The sequence below is a fragment of the Streptomyces sp. NBC_00091 genome (genome assembly GCF_026343185.1).
Lineage (GTDB): Bacteria > Actinomycetota > Actinomycetes > Streptomycetales > Streptomycetaceae > Streptomyces.
This window is the reverse complement of sequence record NZ_JAPEMA010000001.1, coordinates 3,215,405-3,229,774: the sequence shown is the minus strand read 5'-3', so window position 1 is coordinate 3,229,774 and position 14,370 is coordinate 3,215,405. Positions and strand designations below refer to the sequence as shown.

17 protein-coding genes and 1 pseudogene are annotated in these 14,370 nt (G+C 70.4%); 7 read left to right on the top strand and 11 right to left on the bottom strand.

Going from position 1 to position 14,370, the window contains the following annotated elements; translation table 11 throughout:
- The first annotated feature begins 73 nt into the window (after positions 1 to 73).
- Entirely contained in the window at positions 74 to 400 is a 327-nt protein-coding gene (locus tag OOK34_RS15025; protein WP_267034371.1) for a PLD nuclease N-terminal domain-containing protein, read from the top strand.
- A gap of 25 nt (positions 401 to 425) precedes the next feature.
- Here the strand turns inward: OOK34_RS15025 and OOK34_RS15020 are convergent, their stop codons facing one another.
- The gene (locus tag OOK34_RS15020; RefSeq protein ID WP_267034370.1) at positions 426 to 791 is read right to left on the bottom strand and encodes a cupin domain-containing protein; all 366 of its coding nucleotides are present in this window, start codon (positions 789 to 791) and stop codon (positions 426 to 428) included.
- Positions 792 to 955: 164 nt separating this feature from the next.
- Between OOK34_RS15020 and OOK34_RS15015 the strand changes: the two genes are divergently transcribed.
- Entirely contained in the window at positions 956 to 1,357 is a 402-nt protein-coding gene (locus OOK34_RS15015; RefSeq protein WP_267036749.1) for a MarR family winged helix-turn-helix transcriptional regulator, read from the top strand.
- Positions 1,358 to 1,376: 19 nt separating this feature from the next.
- Here the strand turns inward: OOK34_RS15015 and OOK34_RS15010 are convergent, their stop codons facing one another.
- From OOK34_RS15010 to hemL, 7 genes are all read right to left on the bottom strand, one after another.
- Positions 1,377 to 1,880, bottom strand: a complete 504-nt coding sequence (locus tag OOK34_RS15010) for an SRPBCC domain-containing protein (RefSeq protein ID WP_267034369.1) — start codon at positions 1,878 to 1,880, stop codon at positions 1,377 to 1,379.
- Positions 1,881 to 1,905: 25 nt separating this feature from the next.
- Positions 1,906 to 2,988: a c-type cytochrome biogenesis protein CcsB gene (gene ccsB, locus OOK34_RS15005; protein WP_267034368.1), complete on the bottom strand. Its 1,083-nt coding sequence runs from the start codon at positions 2,986 to 2,988 to the stop codon at positions 1,906 to 1,908.
- A complete protein-coding gene (locus OOK34_RS15000; RefSeq protein WP_267034367.1) occupies positions 2,985 to 4,703 on the bottom strand; it encodes a cytochrome c biogenesis protein ResB in 1,719 nt (572 codons plus the stop codon). Before OOK34_RS15000 ends, ccsB begins: the two co-directional genes overlap by 4 nt.
- Before the next feature lie 13 nt (positions 4,704 to 4,716).
- Positions 4,717 to 5,463, bottom strand: coding sequence for a cytochrome c biogenesis CcdA family protein (locus OOK34_RS14995; RefSeq protein ID WP_267036748.1), 747 nt, complete (start codon positions 5,461 to 5,463; stop codon positions 4,717 to 4,719).
- Between the two features lie 52 nt (positions 5,464 to 5,515).
- A complete protein-coding gene (locus OOK34_RS14990; RefSeq protein ID WP_267034366.1) occupies positions 5,516 to 6,151 on the bottom strand; it encodes a TlpA disulfide reductase family protein in 636 nt (211 codons plus the stop codon).
- A 91-nt stretch (positions 6,152 to 6,242) separates the two neighbouring features.
- Entirely contained in the window at positions 6,243 to 6,917 is a 675-nt protein-coding gene (locus tag OOK34_RS14985; RefSeq protein ID WP_267034365.1) for a histidine phosphatase family protein, read from the bottom strand.
- Positions 6,914 to 8,236: a glutamate-1-semialdehyde 2,1-aminomutase gene (gene hemL / locus OOK34_RS14980; RefSeq protein ID WP_267034364.1), complete on the bottom strand. Its 1,323-nt coding sequence runs from the start codon at positions 8,234 to 8,236 to the stop codon at positions 6,914 to 6,916. Before hemL ends, OOK34_RS14985 begins: the two co-directional genes overlap by 4 nt.
- 307 nt (positions 8,237 to 8,543) lie before the next feature.
- Between hemL and OOK34_RS14975 the strand changes: the two genes are divergently transcribed.
- Positions 8,544 to 8,981 carry a hypothetical protein gene (locus OOK34_RS14975; protein ID WP_267036747.1) on the top strand — a complete coding sequence of 146 codons (438 nt, stop codon included), beginning with the start codon at positions 8,544 to 8,546 and terminating at the stop codon, positions 8,979 to 8,981.
- Positions 8,982 to 9,019: 38 nt separating this feature from the next.
- On the opposite strand, the pseudogene OOK34_RS14970 reads toward OOK34_RS14975, so the two are convergent.
- Positions 9,020 to 9,145, bottom strand: a pseudogene (locus OOK34_RS14970) (site-specific integrase); the annotation flags it as partial.
- On the opposite strand from OOK34_RS14970, the gene OOK34_RS14965 reads away from it, so the two are divergent.
- Complete coding sequence (locus OOK34_RS14965) at positions 9,113 to 9,289, top strand: hypothetical protein (RefSeq protein WP_267036940.1); 177 nt, start codon at positions 9,113 to 9,115, stop codon at positions 9,287 to 9,289. The pseudogene OOK34_RS14970 and the gene OOK34_RS14965 overlap by 33 nt on opposite strands.
- A 665-nt stretch (positions 9,290 to 9,954) precedes the next feature.
- Positions 9,955 to 11,565 carry an ice-binding family protein gene (locus tag OOK34_RS14960; RefSeq protein WP_267034363.1) on the top strand — a complete coding sequence of 537 codons (1,611 nt, stop codon included), beginning with the start codon at positions 9,955 to 9,957 and terminating at the stop codon, positions 11,563 to 11,565.
- A 128-nt stretch (positions 11,566 to 11,693) separates the two neighbouring features.
- Here OOK34_RS14960 and OOK34_RS14955 read toward each other — a convergent pair whose 3' ends face one another.
- Positions 11,694 to 12,596: a helix-turn-helix transcriptional regulator gene (locus tag OOK34_RS14955; protein ID WP_267034362.1), complete on the bottom strand. Its 903-nt coding sequence runs from the start codon at positions 12,594 to 12,596 to the stop codon at positions 11,694 to 11,696.
- Between the two features lie 497 nt (positions 12,597 to 13,093).
- On the opposite strand from OOK34_RS14955, the gene OOK34_RS14950 reads away from it, so the two are divergent.
- The gene (locus OOK34_RS14950) at positions 13,094 to 13,450 is read left to right on the top strand and encodes a PRC-barrel domain-containing protein (protein ID WP_267034361.1); all 357 of its coding nucleotides are present in this window, start codon (positions 13,094 to 13,096) and stop codon (positions 13,448 to 13,450) included.
- Positions 13,451 to 13,487: 37 nt separating this feature from the next.
- Positions 13,488 to 13,658, top strand: coding sequence for a hypothetical protein (locus OOK34_RS14945; RefSeq protein ID WP_267034360.1), 171 nt, complete (start codon positions 13,488 to 13,490; stop codon positions 13,656 to 13,658).
- Positions 13,659 to 13,675: 17 nt separating this feature from the next.
- Here OOK34_RS14945 and OOK34_RS14940 read toward each other — a convergent pair whose 3' ends face one another.
- Positions 13,676 to 14,284, bottom strand: a complete 609-nt coding sequence (locus OOK34_RS14940; protein WP_267034359.1) for a DUF2867 domain-containing protein — start codon at positions 14,282 to 14,284, stop codon at positions 13,676 to 13,678.
- Positions 14,285 to 14,370: the final 86 nt, after the last annotated feature.

Below are 14,370 nucleotides of genomic sequence, written 5' to 3'. Positions count from 1 at the left end.
ACCCCATACCCTGGAAGCGTCACCGGGGCCCCGCGCGGGCCCGCCGTCACTTCCCGGGAGTCGGTCCCACACCGTGCTGCGCTATCTGCCGTTCCTGCTGATCATCGCGCTGACCATCTACGCCTTCATCGACTGCCTGAACACCCCGGAGGAAGAGGTCAAGCACCTCCCCAAGACGGTCTGGGTGCTGATCATTCTGCTGTTCTCGATCGTCGGCCCGGTGGTGTGGCTCTTCGCGGGCCGCAAGCGCTCGGCGGTCGGCGGTGGCGGCCGGGCGCGCCGCACGCAGTGGGTGGCGCCCGACGACAACCCGGAGTTCCTGAAGTACCTGCGCGAGGAGCAGGAGAAGGACAAGGGCAAGGACAACGGCAAGGGCGAGGGCAAGGACGACAAAGAGTAAGGACTAGCCCTGGCTCCTGCTACGGCTACTGCGCCCAGGGCAGGACGCGGGTGCCCTCGGTGCCGGGGACCGAGACCACCCCGTCCGCGCGCATCGCCACGTAGGCCTCGAAGGCCTCGGCGGAGCGGACGTGGCGCAGCACGTCCGGGGGCAGGACGAAGGTCTGGCCGGCGGCGACCTGCTCCGTGCGGCCCTCGCAGGTGACCTCCAGGGAACCCGCGGTGAGGGTCCAGACCTGCTCGCGGCTGACGGAGTGCTCGGGGCCGGTGATGCCGGCGGGCATGGAGACGTGCCAGGTGCTCAGCTCGGAGCTGCCTCGGCTGGGGGCGGCGAGGCCGGTCATCGTGGCGTTGGGGGTGACGGTGATGTTCTCGGGGGAAGGGCTGATCACGTGCAAGGCGGGTCCTCTTCCGTGGAGCGGGCAGGCGAGTAAAGCTGCTTTACTTGCATGAGTAAAGCAGCTTTACTCGTCCGTGTCACCATGTTCGGGTGACCTCTCCCCAAGAAGATCCCGGCGTCGAACTGACCTTCCTCCTCGGAATCGGCTTCCAGCTGATGCTCGGCGAGTTCTCCCGGCGCGTCGCCGAGGCGGGCTACCCGGACCTGCGCCCCCTGCACGGCATGGCCTTCCAGGCCCTCAAGGGCCCCGGCGCCACCGCCACCGAGCTGGCCGAACGGCTCGGGGTGACCAAACAGGCGGCCGGGCAGATCGTGGACGACCTGGAGGGGCGCGGCTACGTCCGGCGCGAGCCGCACCCGGGCGGCGGACGCCGCAAGCTCGTGGTCCTGACCCCGGCCGCCGACCGGCACCTGGCCACCGCCGGGCAGATCCTGCACACCCTGGAGGCGGAGCTCGGCGCACGGGCCGACCTCGGCGCCCTGCGCGGCGAGCTCCTGCGCCTCATCCGGGCGCTGCACGGGGACGGGGCACTGCCGCCGCTGCGGCCCCTGTGGTGATGACCGGCGCGGCGCGGGCCTACGTCCTGGAGAAGGAGGCGTAGGAGGCGCGCAGCTCCGCCCAGCGGGCGTCGGTCCAGGCCGTCCAGTCGGTCGGATGCCCGGCCAGCGCGGCCTCCAGCCGCTCGAAGTGGTCGTGCCAGCCGGCCAGGCAGTCGAGGCGGTCCTCCTCGGAGCCGCCGCGCTCGTTCAGGAAGCGGATCACCGTCGAGTCGGTGCCGACCGGCTCCAGGTGGAAGCGGATCCGCCCGTGCTCGGCGACCGTGTACTCCGCGACCCGCTCGGCGTCCCAGGCGGTGACCTGCCCGGACACCGTGGTGCCGGTGTTCGGCCAGCGCAGGGTCACGGCCCCGCCGAGCCGGCGTTCCAGCACGTCCGCCGCCGCGAGCCAGCCGCGCAGCCCGTCCGCCGTGGTCAGGGCGGGCCACACGGTCTCGTAGGCGTGCGGGACGTGGATCTCGAAGCGGATGTTCCAGCGGCCGGGGCCGCGCGGCTCGCTGGTGGCATGGCTCACAGGAGACATACCACCAGCGTCCCACTCCGCCGGGTCAGACGCCCGCGTACGAGTGCTTGCCGCTGAGCAGGATGTTCACGCCGTAGTAGTTCCAGATCCAGCAGGCGAAGGCGAAGAGCGCCAGGTAGGCGGCCTTGCGGCCCTTCCAGCCGGCCGTGGCCCGCGCGTGCAGGTAGCAGGCGTACGCCACCCAGGTGACGAAGGACCAGACCTCCTTGGGGTCCCAGCCCCAGTAGCGGCCCCAGGCGTCGCCCGCCCAGATGGCGCCCGCGACGATGGTGAAGGTCCACAGCGGGAAGATGGCCGCGTTGATCCGGTACGAGAACTTGTCGAGCGAGGCCGCCGAGGGCAGCCGCTCCATCACCGAGGTGCGGAAGCGGCCGGGCGTGCGGCCCTGCTCCAGGTGGCTCTCGTAGCCGTCGCGGAAGAGGTAGAGCACCGTGCCGGCCGCGCCGATGTAGAAGACGGCGCCGCAGAAGATGGCGGTGGAGACGTGGATCCACAGCCAGTACGAGTGCAGGGCCGGGACCAGCTGGTCGCTGGCGGTGTAGAGCCAGGTGGTGGCGATGCCGAGGTCCAGCAGCACGGTGGTGACCAGGATCAGGCCGAGCCAGCGGACGTTCTTCTTCAGCGCCAGGAGCAGCAGGTACGCGCCGACGGCGACCGTGGAGAAGGTCACCGAGAACTCGTACATGTTGCCCCAGGGGGCCCGCTGCACCGACATCGCGCGGGCGACCACGCCCGCCGCCTCGATGAGGAAGCCGAGCACGGTCAGCGAGACCGCGATCCGCCCGTACAGGTCGCCCTTCTCGGTGCCGCCCGCCGCGCCGGGGCCGTCCGGGACGTCCCGGGTGCCGGCGGCGGAGCGGGTGACGACCTTCGGCTTGTCGAGGACGGCCGTGCCCCCGCCCTGGGTGCGCACCCGCACGGCGGGCGCCGCGCCGGCGGCCGGCGCCGTCAGCGCGGCGGCCGTACGGCCCACCTTGCTGCGGCTGCCGAAGACCCACTCGGTGATGTGCGCGAAGAAGGCGAGGGTGTAGACCGCCATCGACGCGTAGACGAGCTTGTTGCTGAGATCGGCGAGGCTCTCGTTCGTCGCCGCCGCGAGCAGCGTCATGCGCGCTCTCCCTCTTCCTGTGTGGTTACGGATTCGGCTTCCGCGGGGCCGGGCGCCCGTTCGTACAGGGCGGCGGAGAGTTCCGACAGCTCCTCGGGCAGCTTCGCCGACTCGCTGCGGCCCAGGCCCGCCATCTCGACGACGGTCACGCCGTCCGGGCCGGCGACCGCGCGGACCCAGACCCGGCGGCGCTGGATGAACAGGGACGCGGCCAGGCCGCCGATGGCGATGACCGCGCCCGCGAGGGCCAGTCCGCTGCCGGGCTGCTGGGTGACCGAGAAGGTGGCCCAGCGCTCGATGCCCTCGAACTTCACGGTGCCGGCGCCGTCGGGCAGGGTCATCGTCTCGCCGGGCAGCAGCCGCTGCTTGAACAGCTCGCCCTCGGGGTTCTTGAACTCCTGCATCTTGGAGGTGTTCAGCTGGTACACGTTCTGCGGCAGGCCCGCGTCCACGCCGAGGCTGCCGTGGTAGGCGCTGAGCGCGAGGACGGGGAAGTCCAGGGCCGGGAACTGGGAGAGCATCGTGCCCTTGCCCTCGCCCGCGAAGGTCGGCACGAACATGGCGTTGAAGCCGAGCTGTTCCTTGTCGCCGTTCTTGTTGCGGTAGCCGTCCGGGATCTTGACCGCGCCCGAGGAGCTGAGGTTGGCGTCGAAGGGCAGCATCGGCACGGCGTCCTTGTAGACCACCTTGCCGGTGGGGTCGGTCACCGAGATGACCGGCGCGTAGCCGTGGCCCAGCAGGAAGATCTTGGAGCCGTCGATCTCCAGCGGCTTGTTGACCTCGATCTCGGCCTTCTTCGGCTCCCCGTGCGCGCCCTCGGCGTAGGTGACGTACGCCTTGAAGTCGCGCGGGGTGCCCTTCTGCGGGCCGGTCTTCTCGTACGTCGCGTCGAACTTGTCCAGGGTGAACGAGAACGGCGGCAGGTTGTCGGAGGAGAAGAGGCTGCCGGACTTGAAGTCGTCGTACTGGGTGAGCGTGTTGGAGAAGCCCTTGCCGCGCAGGACGAGCTTGCCGCCCTCGGACTTGAGGAGCTGCCCGGCCGCGAAGGCCACCAGCAGCACGATCAGGGCGATGTGGAAGGCCAGGTTCCCGGCCTCGCGCAGATAGCCCTTCTCGGCGGCGACGGCGTTGCCGTACCGTTCGTCGGCCGCCGCCTCCGTGCGGAAGCGGCGCCCGCCGAGCAGGGTCTTCGCCGAGGCGAGGACCTCCTCGGGGGAGGTGTCCGTCCGCCAGGTCACGTACGCCGGCAGCCGGTCCAGGCGGCGGGGCGCGCCCGGCGGGCGGCCGGTGAGCTGGCCGACGAACTGCCAGGTGCGCGGGACGATGCAGCCGATCAGCGACACGAACAGCAGGATGTAGATCGCGGAGAACCACACCGAGCTGTAGACGTCGAAGAGCTGGAGCTTCTCGGCGAGCGGGACCCAGAACTCGTGGGTCTTCTTCCACTCCGCGACCTTCATCGGGTCGACCTGGGTCTGCGGGACCAGGGAGCCGGGGATGGAGCCGAGGGAGAGCAGGAAGAGCAGGATCAGCGCCACGCGCATGGAGGTGAGCTGGCGCCAGAACCAGCGGGCCCAGCCGGTCACCCCGATGCCGACGGGGGCCGCCGGGCCGTCCTCGACGGGGGCCGTGGAGAGCTGCGCTCCGGCGGCGGCGTCGGCTTCGGCCTCGGCCTGGTTGGGCGCCTCGGCGGGCGCCTTGTCGGTCGTACTCATGTGCGTGTAGTCCTCAGATCCCCACCGTGAAGCCGCTGGTCCAGCTCTGCATCTCGCCGACGATGCTGTCCCACATTCCTGTGACGAGCAGCAGGCCGGTCAGGATCAGCATGCCGCCGCCGATCCTCATCACCCATGCATAGTGCTTCTTCACCCAGCCGAAAGCACCGAGCGCCTTGCGGAAGGCGACCGCGGCGAGGATGAAGGGCAGACCGAGCCCCAGGCAGTAGACGACCATCAGCAGGGCGCCGCGCGCGGCGGTGGCGTCGTCGAGGGAGATGGCGAGCGTGTTCACGGCGGCGAGGGTCGGGCCCATGCAGGGGGTCCAGCCGATGCCGAAGAGCACGCCGAGCACGGGCGCGCCGAGCAGGCCGGCCGTCGGCTTCTTGTGGAAGCGGAACTCCCGCATCGTCAGGCCCGGGATGGCCCCCATGAAGAAGAGGCCGAGCAGGATCACCAAGGCGCCCATGACCCGGGTGATGACGTCCTTGTTCTCTCCCTGGAAGACGTCGCCGAACTGGCCGAAGAGCGCGCCGGTCGAGACGAAGACGGCGGTGAAGCCGAGGATGAACAGGCTCGCGCCGGCCGCCATCCGGCCGCGCCGGGCCTCGGCGAGGTCGGCGCCGCCGATACCGGTCACGTAGGACAGGTAGCCGGGGACCAGGGGGAGCACGCAGGGGGAGAAGAAGGAGACCAGGCCCGCGATCAGCGCGATCGGCAGGGCCAGCAGCAGTCCCCCGCTCAGGACGGTGCTGTTCACGCCGGCCGCTTCGGCGGCGAGGAGGTGCTCGACCACGAGGGCACTCACTCGGTCACTGCTCCGCGAGGAGCGGGTCGATCATCGAGCGCAGCTGCTCCTCGTTGACCGCGACGAGGGTGCGGGCGGCGATCTTGCCCTCCTTGTCGAGGACGATCGTGGAGGGGATGGACTGCGCGTTCAGCGTGCCCTTGGGGAAGCGGAGCATCAGCTTCCCGTCCGGGTCGTAGAGGCTCGGGTAGGTGATCCCGAAGTTCTCCTCGAAGGAGGCGGCGTTCTGCTTGCTGTTGTCGCGGGTGTTGATCCCGACGAAGGCCACGTCCTTGCCGGCGTCGGCCAGGTCCTTGGAGACCTTCGCGAAGTACGGCGCCTCGGCCCGGCAGGGCGGGCACCACGAACCCCAGACGTTGAGGACGACGACCTTGCCCTTGAGGGTGGTGGTGTCGAGGGTCTTGCTGTCGACGGTCTCCCCGTCGAGCTTGGGGGCGTCGACGCGGTCGGCCTTGGAGACGGTGGAGATGCCGCTGGGGCCCGTCACGTAGTTGCCGCCGGCGGAACCGGCTGACTTGCTGCCGCTGCCCGTATCGCTGCACGCCGAGAGGGTCAGGGCGCTCGCGAGGGTCACCGCGGTCAGCAGGGTGGCGCGGCCGCTGGTCGAGCGGCGGCGTCGGGGGGCGCGGCTAAGGCTCATGTGAAAAGTTTCGCATGACCGTTTTGCGGATCTTCCGCACCCCCCGAGGGGGTGTTAAGGCGCTGGTCAGGGACGGGACCCCGGCCAGGGACTACGCGCCGAAGGCCTTCGACTTGCCCTTGACCGGCTTGGCCCCGGCCAGGAGGTGCGCCGGGACCAGGTCCCGGGCCGGCTCGCTGTAGCCCACCGACACCAGCTTGTCGCCCTGGTACGTGAACGACGTCAGCGACGCCAGCGTGCACTGCCGCCGCCTCGGGTCGTGCCACAGCCGCCGCTTCTCCGCGAAGCTGCGCACGATCCAGATCGGCAGCTGGTGGCTGACCGCCACCGCCTCGTGCCCGCGCGCCGAGTCCCTCGCGGCCTCGATCGCGCTCATCATCCGCACGACCTGCTCGACGTACGGCTCGCCCCACGACGGCTTGAACGGGTTCGTCAGGTGCTTCCAGTTGCCCGGCTTGCGCAGGGCGCCGTCGCCGACGCCGAAGGTCTTGCCCTCGAAGACGTTGCCCGCCTCGATCAGCCGGCCGTCGGTAGCCAGCTCCAGGCCGTGCACCTTCGCGATCGGCGCTGCCGTCTCCTGCGCCCGCTCCAGCGGCGAGGACACCACATAGGTGACGTCCCGCTCCTGGAGGTGCTCGGCGACCCGGTCGGCCATCTGCCGGCCCAGCTCGGAGAGGTGGTAGCCGGCCCGGCGCCCGTACAGGACCCCCTCCGGGTTGTGCACCTCGCCGTGGCGCATCAGGTGGACGACGGTGATGTCGCTCATGCGGTGGCCTCCGCGGCGGCCCGCGCGGCGGCGGGCAGCGCCGCCGCGATGCGCTCGACCGCCCGCTCGTCGTGGGCGGTGGACACGAACCAGGACTCGAACGCCGACGGCGGCAGGTAGACGCCCTGCGACAGCATCGAGTGGAAGAACGCGTTGAAGCGGAATGCTTCCTGCGTCTTCGCCTCGTCGTAGTTGCGGACCGGGTCCGCGGTGAAGAACACCGAGAACATGTTGGACGCGGTCTGCAGCCGGTGCGCCACGCCCTCCTTGCCCAGCGCCGCCGTCACCAGGCCCTGGATCTCCTTCGACACCGCGTCGACCTTCGCGTACGCCGCCCCGTCCAGCAGCCGCAGCTGCGCGAGGCCGGCGGCGGTGGCGACCGGGTTACCGGAGAGCGTGCCCGCCTGGTAGACCGGGCCGGCCGGGGCCAGGTACCCCATGACGTCCGCGCGGCCGCCGAAGGCCGCCGCCGGGAAGCCGCCGCCCATGACCTTGCCGAAGGTCATCAGGTCGGGCCTGACCCCGTCCACCCCGTACCAGCCGGCGCGGGAGGTACGGAATCCGGTCATCACCTCGTCGGAGATGTACAGCGCGCCGTTCTCCCGGCACAGGTCGGCGAGGCCCTGGTTGAAGCCCTCGCCCGGGGTGACGACGCCCATGTTGCCGGGCGCGGCCTCGGTGATCACGCAGGCGATCTCGCCCGGGTGCGCGGCGAAGGCCGCCCGGACGGCGTCGAGGTCGTTGTAGGGCAGCACGATCGTGTCGCCGGCCTGCGCGCCCGTCACACCGGGGGTGTCGGGCAGCGCGAAGGTCGCCAGGCCGGAACCGGCGGCGGCCAGCAGCGCGTCGACGTGTCCGTGGTAGCAGCCGGCGAACTTGACGATCTTGGCGCGGCCGGTGAAGCCGCGGGCCAGCCGGATCGCCGACATGGTCGCCTCGGTGCCGGACGACACCAGGCGCACCTGCTCGACGGGCTCGATGCGGGCGACGATCTCCTCGCCGAGCGCGACCTCGCCCTCGCCGGGCGTACCGAAGGAGGTGCCGCGGGCGACCGCCGCCTGCACCGCCTCGATCACCTCGGGGTGGGCGTGGCCGAGGATCATCGGCCCCCACGAGCAGACCAGGTCGACGTACTCACGCCCGTCGGCATCGGTCAGGTAGGGACCGGTACCGGACACCATGAACCGGGGCGTACCGCCCACGGCACGGAAGGCGCGAACGGGAGAGTTCACGCCGCCGGGGGTCACGAGGGACGCGCGCTCGAAGAGCGTCTGCGAAACTGGGGCTTCATACGGGTACGGGTAGCTCACACCAGCCATGGTCTCAGAGGCCGCGACAGACTTGCGGACGGGCGTTTCACCTCGCCGTCGCGGGGGAGGTCACTGCCATGATGATCAGGCTGCGTGGCGGGGGCCGCGGGGCCGGGGCAGGCAATACCAGTCGGGTGGAGATATGCAACGCGGTGGTGGACCGGGCGAGGGTACGGACGGCCTGGATCCGCAGCGCGCCCGCGATGCCCGAGCCCGCCGCGGCAAGCACCGCCGCCGGGCCGCCGAGGCCGCCGATCCCGTACCGGGACCCACGCAGACGCCCGAGGAGTCGGACGGCCTGCCCAAGGGTCGCGGCATGGGAGTGACGTACAAGTACTTCGGCGCCCCCGACGGCGCCACGGCCGCGCGGGTGCCGCAGACGATGCGGCCGGAGGAGCTGGGCGGCGACGAGCTCGGCATGGGCGGCCTGTTCACCAAGATCAAGCCGGAGACGGTGGCCGCGATGGTCCTGACCGGCATCGAGGGCATACCCCTGCACAAGGTGCCCCCGCTGGAGCTGGTCGTCCTGCACCCCGACTACGCGGTGGTCAAGCTGCCCATGACGGTGGTCGACCCGCTGCGCGGGGTGGGCGAGGAATCGGTGGGCGCGGCCGCCTTCATCTGGTCGACGGTCCCCGACCGGGGCGGCCCGCGCGACGCCTTCAACGTCTACCAGCTGCTCCACGAGTGGCAGGACTTCTCCCACCGCCTCCACGAGAACGGCCACCAGGCGTACTGCCTCGTCTGGCCCTGACCCGGCGTTTCGCCCACGATGGGCGGCCTTCTGCGTGGGCTGCGCAGGGCGGAGCCGGGATCGTAGTGCCCGAGGTACTCCGAGAGCGCCCTGATGCTCTCCCCCGCGTCCAGGAGGACGGACGCGTACGCATGACGCAGCGCGTGCATCCCGTCCTCCGGGGCGTGTCGATGTCCGTGTCGCCGATGCCGAAGACCTCGCCCTGGCGGAGCCCGCAGCCGAAGGCCGGCCTGCCGCCTCCCTGGAAGCGCTTCGGCAGGCCGGCGATCACCGCGCGCACCCGCTCCAGGGTCCACGGGACGACCTAGCGGGCGGGCGTCTCCTTGGTCGCACTGGGGACGGCGTACGTGCCGGCACCCGCTCGACGTCGACCTCGGCGGCCCGGCCGTCGGCCGCCGCCTTGATCTCGAAGTTCTCCTACGGCTCCTGTGCTCGGCGCGGCCGGCCTCCCGGGCCTTGGGGTGCGACTTGTACCAGCGGTCGTACACGTCAGCCGAGAAGGGCCTCCCGGATGCACCGATGCTCTCCACTTTGACGACACAGCAGATTCGCATGGCCGTGCAACGCGCACGGGTTCCTGACGTTGCGTCACCCATGTAGACCATTTTTTCTGACTTATGGCCTATTTCTGCGAAATATGCGTGAATACTCCCGCATGACGGTGCATCACATCTCTGGGAGGGAGTCGTTCTGCGGCTCCCGCTCAGGGTGAGCCTTCGCGCCGGCGCTGGCAGGGGGGCCTGTGGCCCTGAGCAGCCATCGTCGTGGGCGCTCGGAATCCTCCTTCGGGAGGACTGAGACCCGAAGCAACAAGAAAGGTCCTGCTATGGCATTGGATGTCATTCGGTCGGCTCCACCCGACACAAGCCCTCAACGCAATCTGCTCAAACGGGGAGCCTTTGCCCTCCTCCCCGCAGCGCTCGTGGCGGCGGCCACCCTGGTCCCGACACTCGCCCACGCCGCAGAAGCCCCCGTGTTGCTGGGGACCACCGCCAGTTACGGGGTCCTGGCCGGTTCGACGGTCACCAACACGCTCGGCACCGTCATCAACGGCGACCTGGGCCTCTCTCCGGGCACATCGGTGACCGGCTTCCCGCCCGGCATCGTCAACGGAGTGACGCGCGTAGCCCCCAACGCCGCCGCCGCTCAGGCGAAGTCCGACCTCGTCGTCGCCTACGACGACGCGGCAGGCCGGGGGCCCGGGACCATTCTCGCTTCGGACGTGCTCGACGGACTGACGCTGGCGCCCGGCGTCTACACGGCCCCGGCGTCCCCGCCGTCCCTGCAACTCAACGGGGGGACGGTCACCCTCGACGGCCAAAACGACCCCAACTCCGTCTTCATCTTCCGGATCCCCACAACCCTGATCACGGCTCCGGGGAGTTCCGTGGCCTTCATCAACGGAGCAAGTGCCTGCAACGTGTTCTGGCAGGTGGGCAGCTCCGCCACCCTCGGCACGGACACCGACTTCAAGGGCACCATCCTGGCCATGCAGTCCATCACGCTGAACACCGGCGCCGTGATCGAAGGCCGCGCCCTGGCGCGTGTGGCCGCGGTCACGATGGACACCAACACCATTACGAGGCCGACCTGCGCCGTCGGCCCGCCCGGACCTTCCGGACCTCCCGGACCTCCCGGACCGACCGGGTCTCCCGGACCGACCGGGTCTCCCGGACCGACGGGATCGCCTGGCCCGACGGGCGAACCCGGCCCCACCGGCTCGCCCGGCCCGACCGGTAGCCCTGGCGCACCTGGCGCCCCCGGCCCCGACGGCAGCCCCGGACCCGCCGGACCCACCGGCAGCCCCGGCGCACCCGGCGCCCCCGGCCCCGACGGCAGCCCCGGACCCGCCGGACCCACCGGCAGCCCCGGCGCACCCGGCGCCCCCGGCCCCGACGGCAGCCCCGGACCCGCCGGACCCACCGGCAGCCCCGGCGCACCCGGCGCCCCCGGCCCCGACGGCAGCCCCGGACCCGCCGGACCCACCGGCAGCCCCGGCGCACCCGGCGCCCCCGGCCCCGACGGCAGCCCCGGACCCGCCGGACCCACCGGCAGCCCCGGCGCACCCGGCGCCCCCGGCCCCGACGGCAGCCCCGGACCCGCCGGACCTGCCGGACCCACCGGACCTGCCGGGCCCAAGGGGCCTCGCGGCGACAAGGGTGACTCGGGCGATCACGGCCACGGCCACCACGACGACGAGGGCGACGAGGGCGAACACGGTCACCACGACGACGAGGGCGAGCAGGGTCACGGTCACGACGAAGACGACCAGGGCAAGCCCGGCCACGGTCACGACGACCACGACCAGGGCAAGCCCCCGTGGGCCGACTTCCTGCCGGGCGGCCTCGACGATGCTCTGGGCCACGCGCTTCCCGGCCAGATGGCCAAGAACGTCAACTTCGCCCACGTGAGCGCCGCCACCGGCCGGCAGCCGAAGCCGGCGTCGCCCGACCTCGCCGCTACCAGCACAAGCAGCGGGACCGGCATCATGGCCGCCTCCGCAGCCGCGCTGGTGTTCGTCGGAGGCTCGGCCCTCTTCGCGATGAAGAGAACCCGCCGAGGTACGGCGACTCGACAGGACTAGCCGGCACATGGCAGGCGTGACAGCCTCACGCCTCTGACCGATCGGTCTCGACAGGACCCGAAGCCGAGCCCCTGGACACGTCGTCCAGGGGCTCGGTCCTCGGTGTCAGGATGCCTACCGCACGACGCTCACGGGTCCGGCGGGGACGGCGCGCGGACGTCTCCCCGGAATTCCGTGGCGACGTACTCCTTGATGGCTTCGTTGATGAAGTGACGGGTACTGTCCGGGCTCAGCGCCTGGGCCTGCAGGTGAGCGTACATATCGCTGTAGATCCTGATGTCGGATCGTTTCTCCAGATAGAGATCGCTGGTGAACCTTTCCAAATACACCACGCTCACGTCGGCGGCGTCGGCGAACTCGAGCAGCGCGAACTGTCCCGAGACACCAGGGTGCGCCCCCACGTCGTGGGGGAGGACCTGCACGGTGATGTGCGGCTGGGCTCCGAGGTGGGTCAGATGCTCCAGCTGCTCGCGCATGACCTCGCGGCTGCCTACGAGGCGCCGCAGTGCCGATTCGTCCAGTACGGCCCATAAGCGCAGCGGGTTGTCCGGGGCGCCCAGCCGGCGCTGGCGCCGCAGCCGTACCCGGAGACGTGTGGCGGCCTGTTCGGCGGCGGCCTGAGGGATCGTTCCTGCGATGACCGCCCGAGCGTAGGCAGGGGTCTGCAGCAGGCCGGGGATCATCAGGGGCTCGTAGCATCGGATCGCCGCGGCCTCGGCCTCCAGGCCGATGTAGGCCCCGTACGGGATATCACCGTAGGCATTCCACCAGCCCTGCTGCCCCGATTCCCTGGCCAGCTGCATCAGCTGGTCAACAAGCCGCCGGTCCTGGACTCCGTACAGCCCGCAGAGATCGCGCACGTCGCGCGGCTTGATGAGGCGGCGGCCGTTCTCCATGAGACTGATCTTGGGCTGGGAGATCAGCAGGCTCTCCGCCACCTGCGGCGTCGTCATGCCCCTCATCTCCCGGAGCCGACGGAGCTCCGATCCCAGCCGGCGCCTGCTGACGGTGGGATTGACATTGACACCCATGGGCCGTGTACCTCCGCTCAAAAACCTTGCGCTGGCAAGCAGATTGCCACGACCAGGGCACCTGGATCCGCCTCGGCCCCGTGTCGTGCACAGTAATTCGCGCCGGGCGCAGAGCGACCTGAACTTCGTATTACATCTCACCAGGCTGACCATATTTTCCGGTTGCAAAAAACAGGAATCAGGAACATTTCGATGAAGATTTCTGCGCAATATGCCAGCGACAGAGAGAGGCCTGACGCTCTACGCGTTCCAGAAAGCCGACAGCCGACTACCGCTCACCCCCGGGCAGCGTTACGAGGGCACCCGACATGTCCCGCAGGGTCATCGCGCGCCGGGGCGATCCGGCCTGCTTCTCCAACGGCGGAACCGTGGTCCACAGGCGTAGCATGACAAATGGGTCATTGCACTCTCACGTGCGACGGCCTGGAAGGGCGGCCCCGGCGTGTGAATGTGCCGGGGCCGTTGTGTCAGCGTGGTCCCGCCGCAGGGAGCGACGCATGATCCATTCAGCCGATATCCGCGAGTGGCGCGAACGCGACGTGGTCGACATGAAGGGCCACCGGATCGGCGCGCTGGAAGCGATCTACGTGAACACCACTACCGACGAGCCGGCCATGGCCACCGTCCTCATCGGCTTGCCCACCCGTCGGCGCCTGGTCTTCGTTCCCCTCGACGAGGCGACCCTGGGGCCGGACTACATCAAGGTCGCGCACACCAAGGCAGCAGTGCGGAAGGCCCCGGCCATCGGCACCGACGACATCCTTCCCTCCGAGCAGGAGGAAGCGATCTTCAAGTACTACGGGATGACGTACCAGCCGGGCGCGAGCGGCGAACGACAACTCGCGCGCCGCTGATCGCCTTGAGCCCCGTGCCGGAGGAGGTGCCCGCCGTATGGCGATCTTCCTGTTCCTGCTTCTCGTGGCCGTCGTCCTGGGACTGATCGGCGCGGTGGCGGAAGGCATGATCTATCTCCTGATCATCGCCATCGTGCTCGTAGTGGCCGACGTGGCCTTCATCGCCGCACGACGGTCCCGGCGATCGCATCGCCGCGACCTTCGCTAGCGGGGCGGCCGGGGCCTTCAGGCCGCGTTGCGCGCGGCGGCGTTCTGCTCCCACTGGCGGCCGATCGCCTTGATCAGCGCCGGGTACACGCCCACGTACCGGAAGGGCTTGATGGCCGCCATGTAGGCGAGGCCGAGGAGGCCGTTGGGCTTCACCAGGACGGTCATCTGGCCACGGTAGCCGCCGAGGCCGTCGGGGACCCAGCCGATGTGCATCACCCCGTGCACGGTCTTGTTGCCCATCTCGGCCACCCACTCGTCGTGCGTCAGGTAGACCGAGGTGAAGGGGAGGTCGTCCAGGTCGGGGCCCCGGAGCCCCTCGCGCAGGTCCGCCGGCAGCCGCTCGCGCAGCGACCGCACCCGGGTGCCGACGCCGTCGCCGGGCTTGTCCCAGCCGAGCAGCGCGCCGAGCTTCCAGCGGATGGCGAAGAGGATCCGGTACAGCGGGGAGGAGATGCCGGACCCGGAGGTGTCGCGGTCGCGTTCCGCGAACTGGGCCACCAGCCATGCGAGGTCGTCCGGGCCGCCGGGGGTCGGCAGCGCCCACACGTCCTCGACCTGGAAGTCACCGGCGATCTCGTGGATCCGCCAGGGGCGGGAGGTGTGAGCGGTTCTGGGGAGTTTCATGGGCGTGCCCCTCATCTATACGATGCCGTATACAAGAGGCTAGACCTGTTTATACGGACCCGTATAGATCATCGGCACGTGACGGG

What these genes read in the sequence shown, in the direction of transcription:
- OOK34_RS15015 (WP_267036749.1), top strand. Translation starts at nt 956, where the DNA reads ATGCTCGGCGAGTTCTCCCGGCGCGTCGCCGAGGCGGGCTACCCGGAC.
- OOK34_RS15010 (WP_267034369.1), bottom strand. Translation starts at nt 1,880, where the DNA reads ATGTCTCCTGTGAGCCATGCCACCAGCGAGCCGCGCGGCCCCGGCCGC.
- ccsB (WP_267034368.1), bottom strand. Translation starts at nt 2,988, where the DNA reads ATGACGCTGCTCGCGGCGGCGACGAACGAGAGCCTCGCCGATCTCAGC.
- OOK34_RS15000 (WP_267034367.1), bottom strand. Translation starts at nt 4,703, where the DNA reads ATGAGTACGACCGACAAGGCGCCCGCCGAGGCGCCCAACCAGGCCGAG.
- OOK34_RS14990 (WP_267034366.1), bottom strand. Translation starts at nt 6,151, where the DNA reads ATGAGCCTTAGCCGCGCCCCCCGACGCCGCCGCTCGACCAGCGGCCGC.
- OOK34_RS14985 (WP_267034365.1), bottom strand. Translation starts at nt 6,917, where the DNA reads ATGAGCGACATCACCGTCGTCCACCTGATGCGCCACGGCGAGGTGCAC.
- hemL (WP_267034364.1), bottom strand. Translation starts at nt 8,236, where the DNA reads ATGGCTGGTGTGAGCTACCCGTACCCGTATGAAGCCCCAGTTTCGCAG.
- OOK34_RS14975 (WP_267036747.1), top strand. Translation starts at nt 8,544, where the DNA reads ATGGGAGTGACGTACAAGTACTTCGGCGCCCCCGACGGCGCCACGGCC.
- OOK34_RS14965 (WP_267036940.1), top strand. Translation starts at nt 9,113, where the DNA reads ATGACGCAGCGCGTGCATCCCGTCCTCCGGGGCGTGTCGATGTCCGTG.
- OOK34_RS14955 (WP_267034362.1), bottom strand. Translation starts at nt 12,596, where the DNA reads ATGGGTGTCAATGTCAATCCCACCGTCAGCAGGCGCCGGCTGGGATCG.
- OOK34_RS14950 (WP_267034361.1), top strand. Translation starts at nt 13,094, where the DNA reads ATGATCCATTCAGCCGATATCCGCGAGTGGCGCGAACGCGACGTGGTC.
- OOK34_RS14945 (WP_267034360.1), top strand. Translation starts at nt 13,488, where the DNA reads ATGGCGATCTTCCTGTTCCTGCTTCTCGTGGCCGTCGTCCTGGGACTG.
- OOK34_RS14940 (WP_267034359.1), bottom strand. Translation starts at nt 14,284, where the DNA reads ATGAAACTCCCCAGAACCGCTCACACCTCCCGCCCCTGGCGGATCCAC.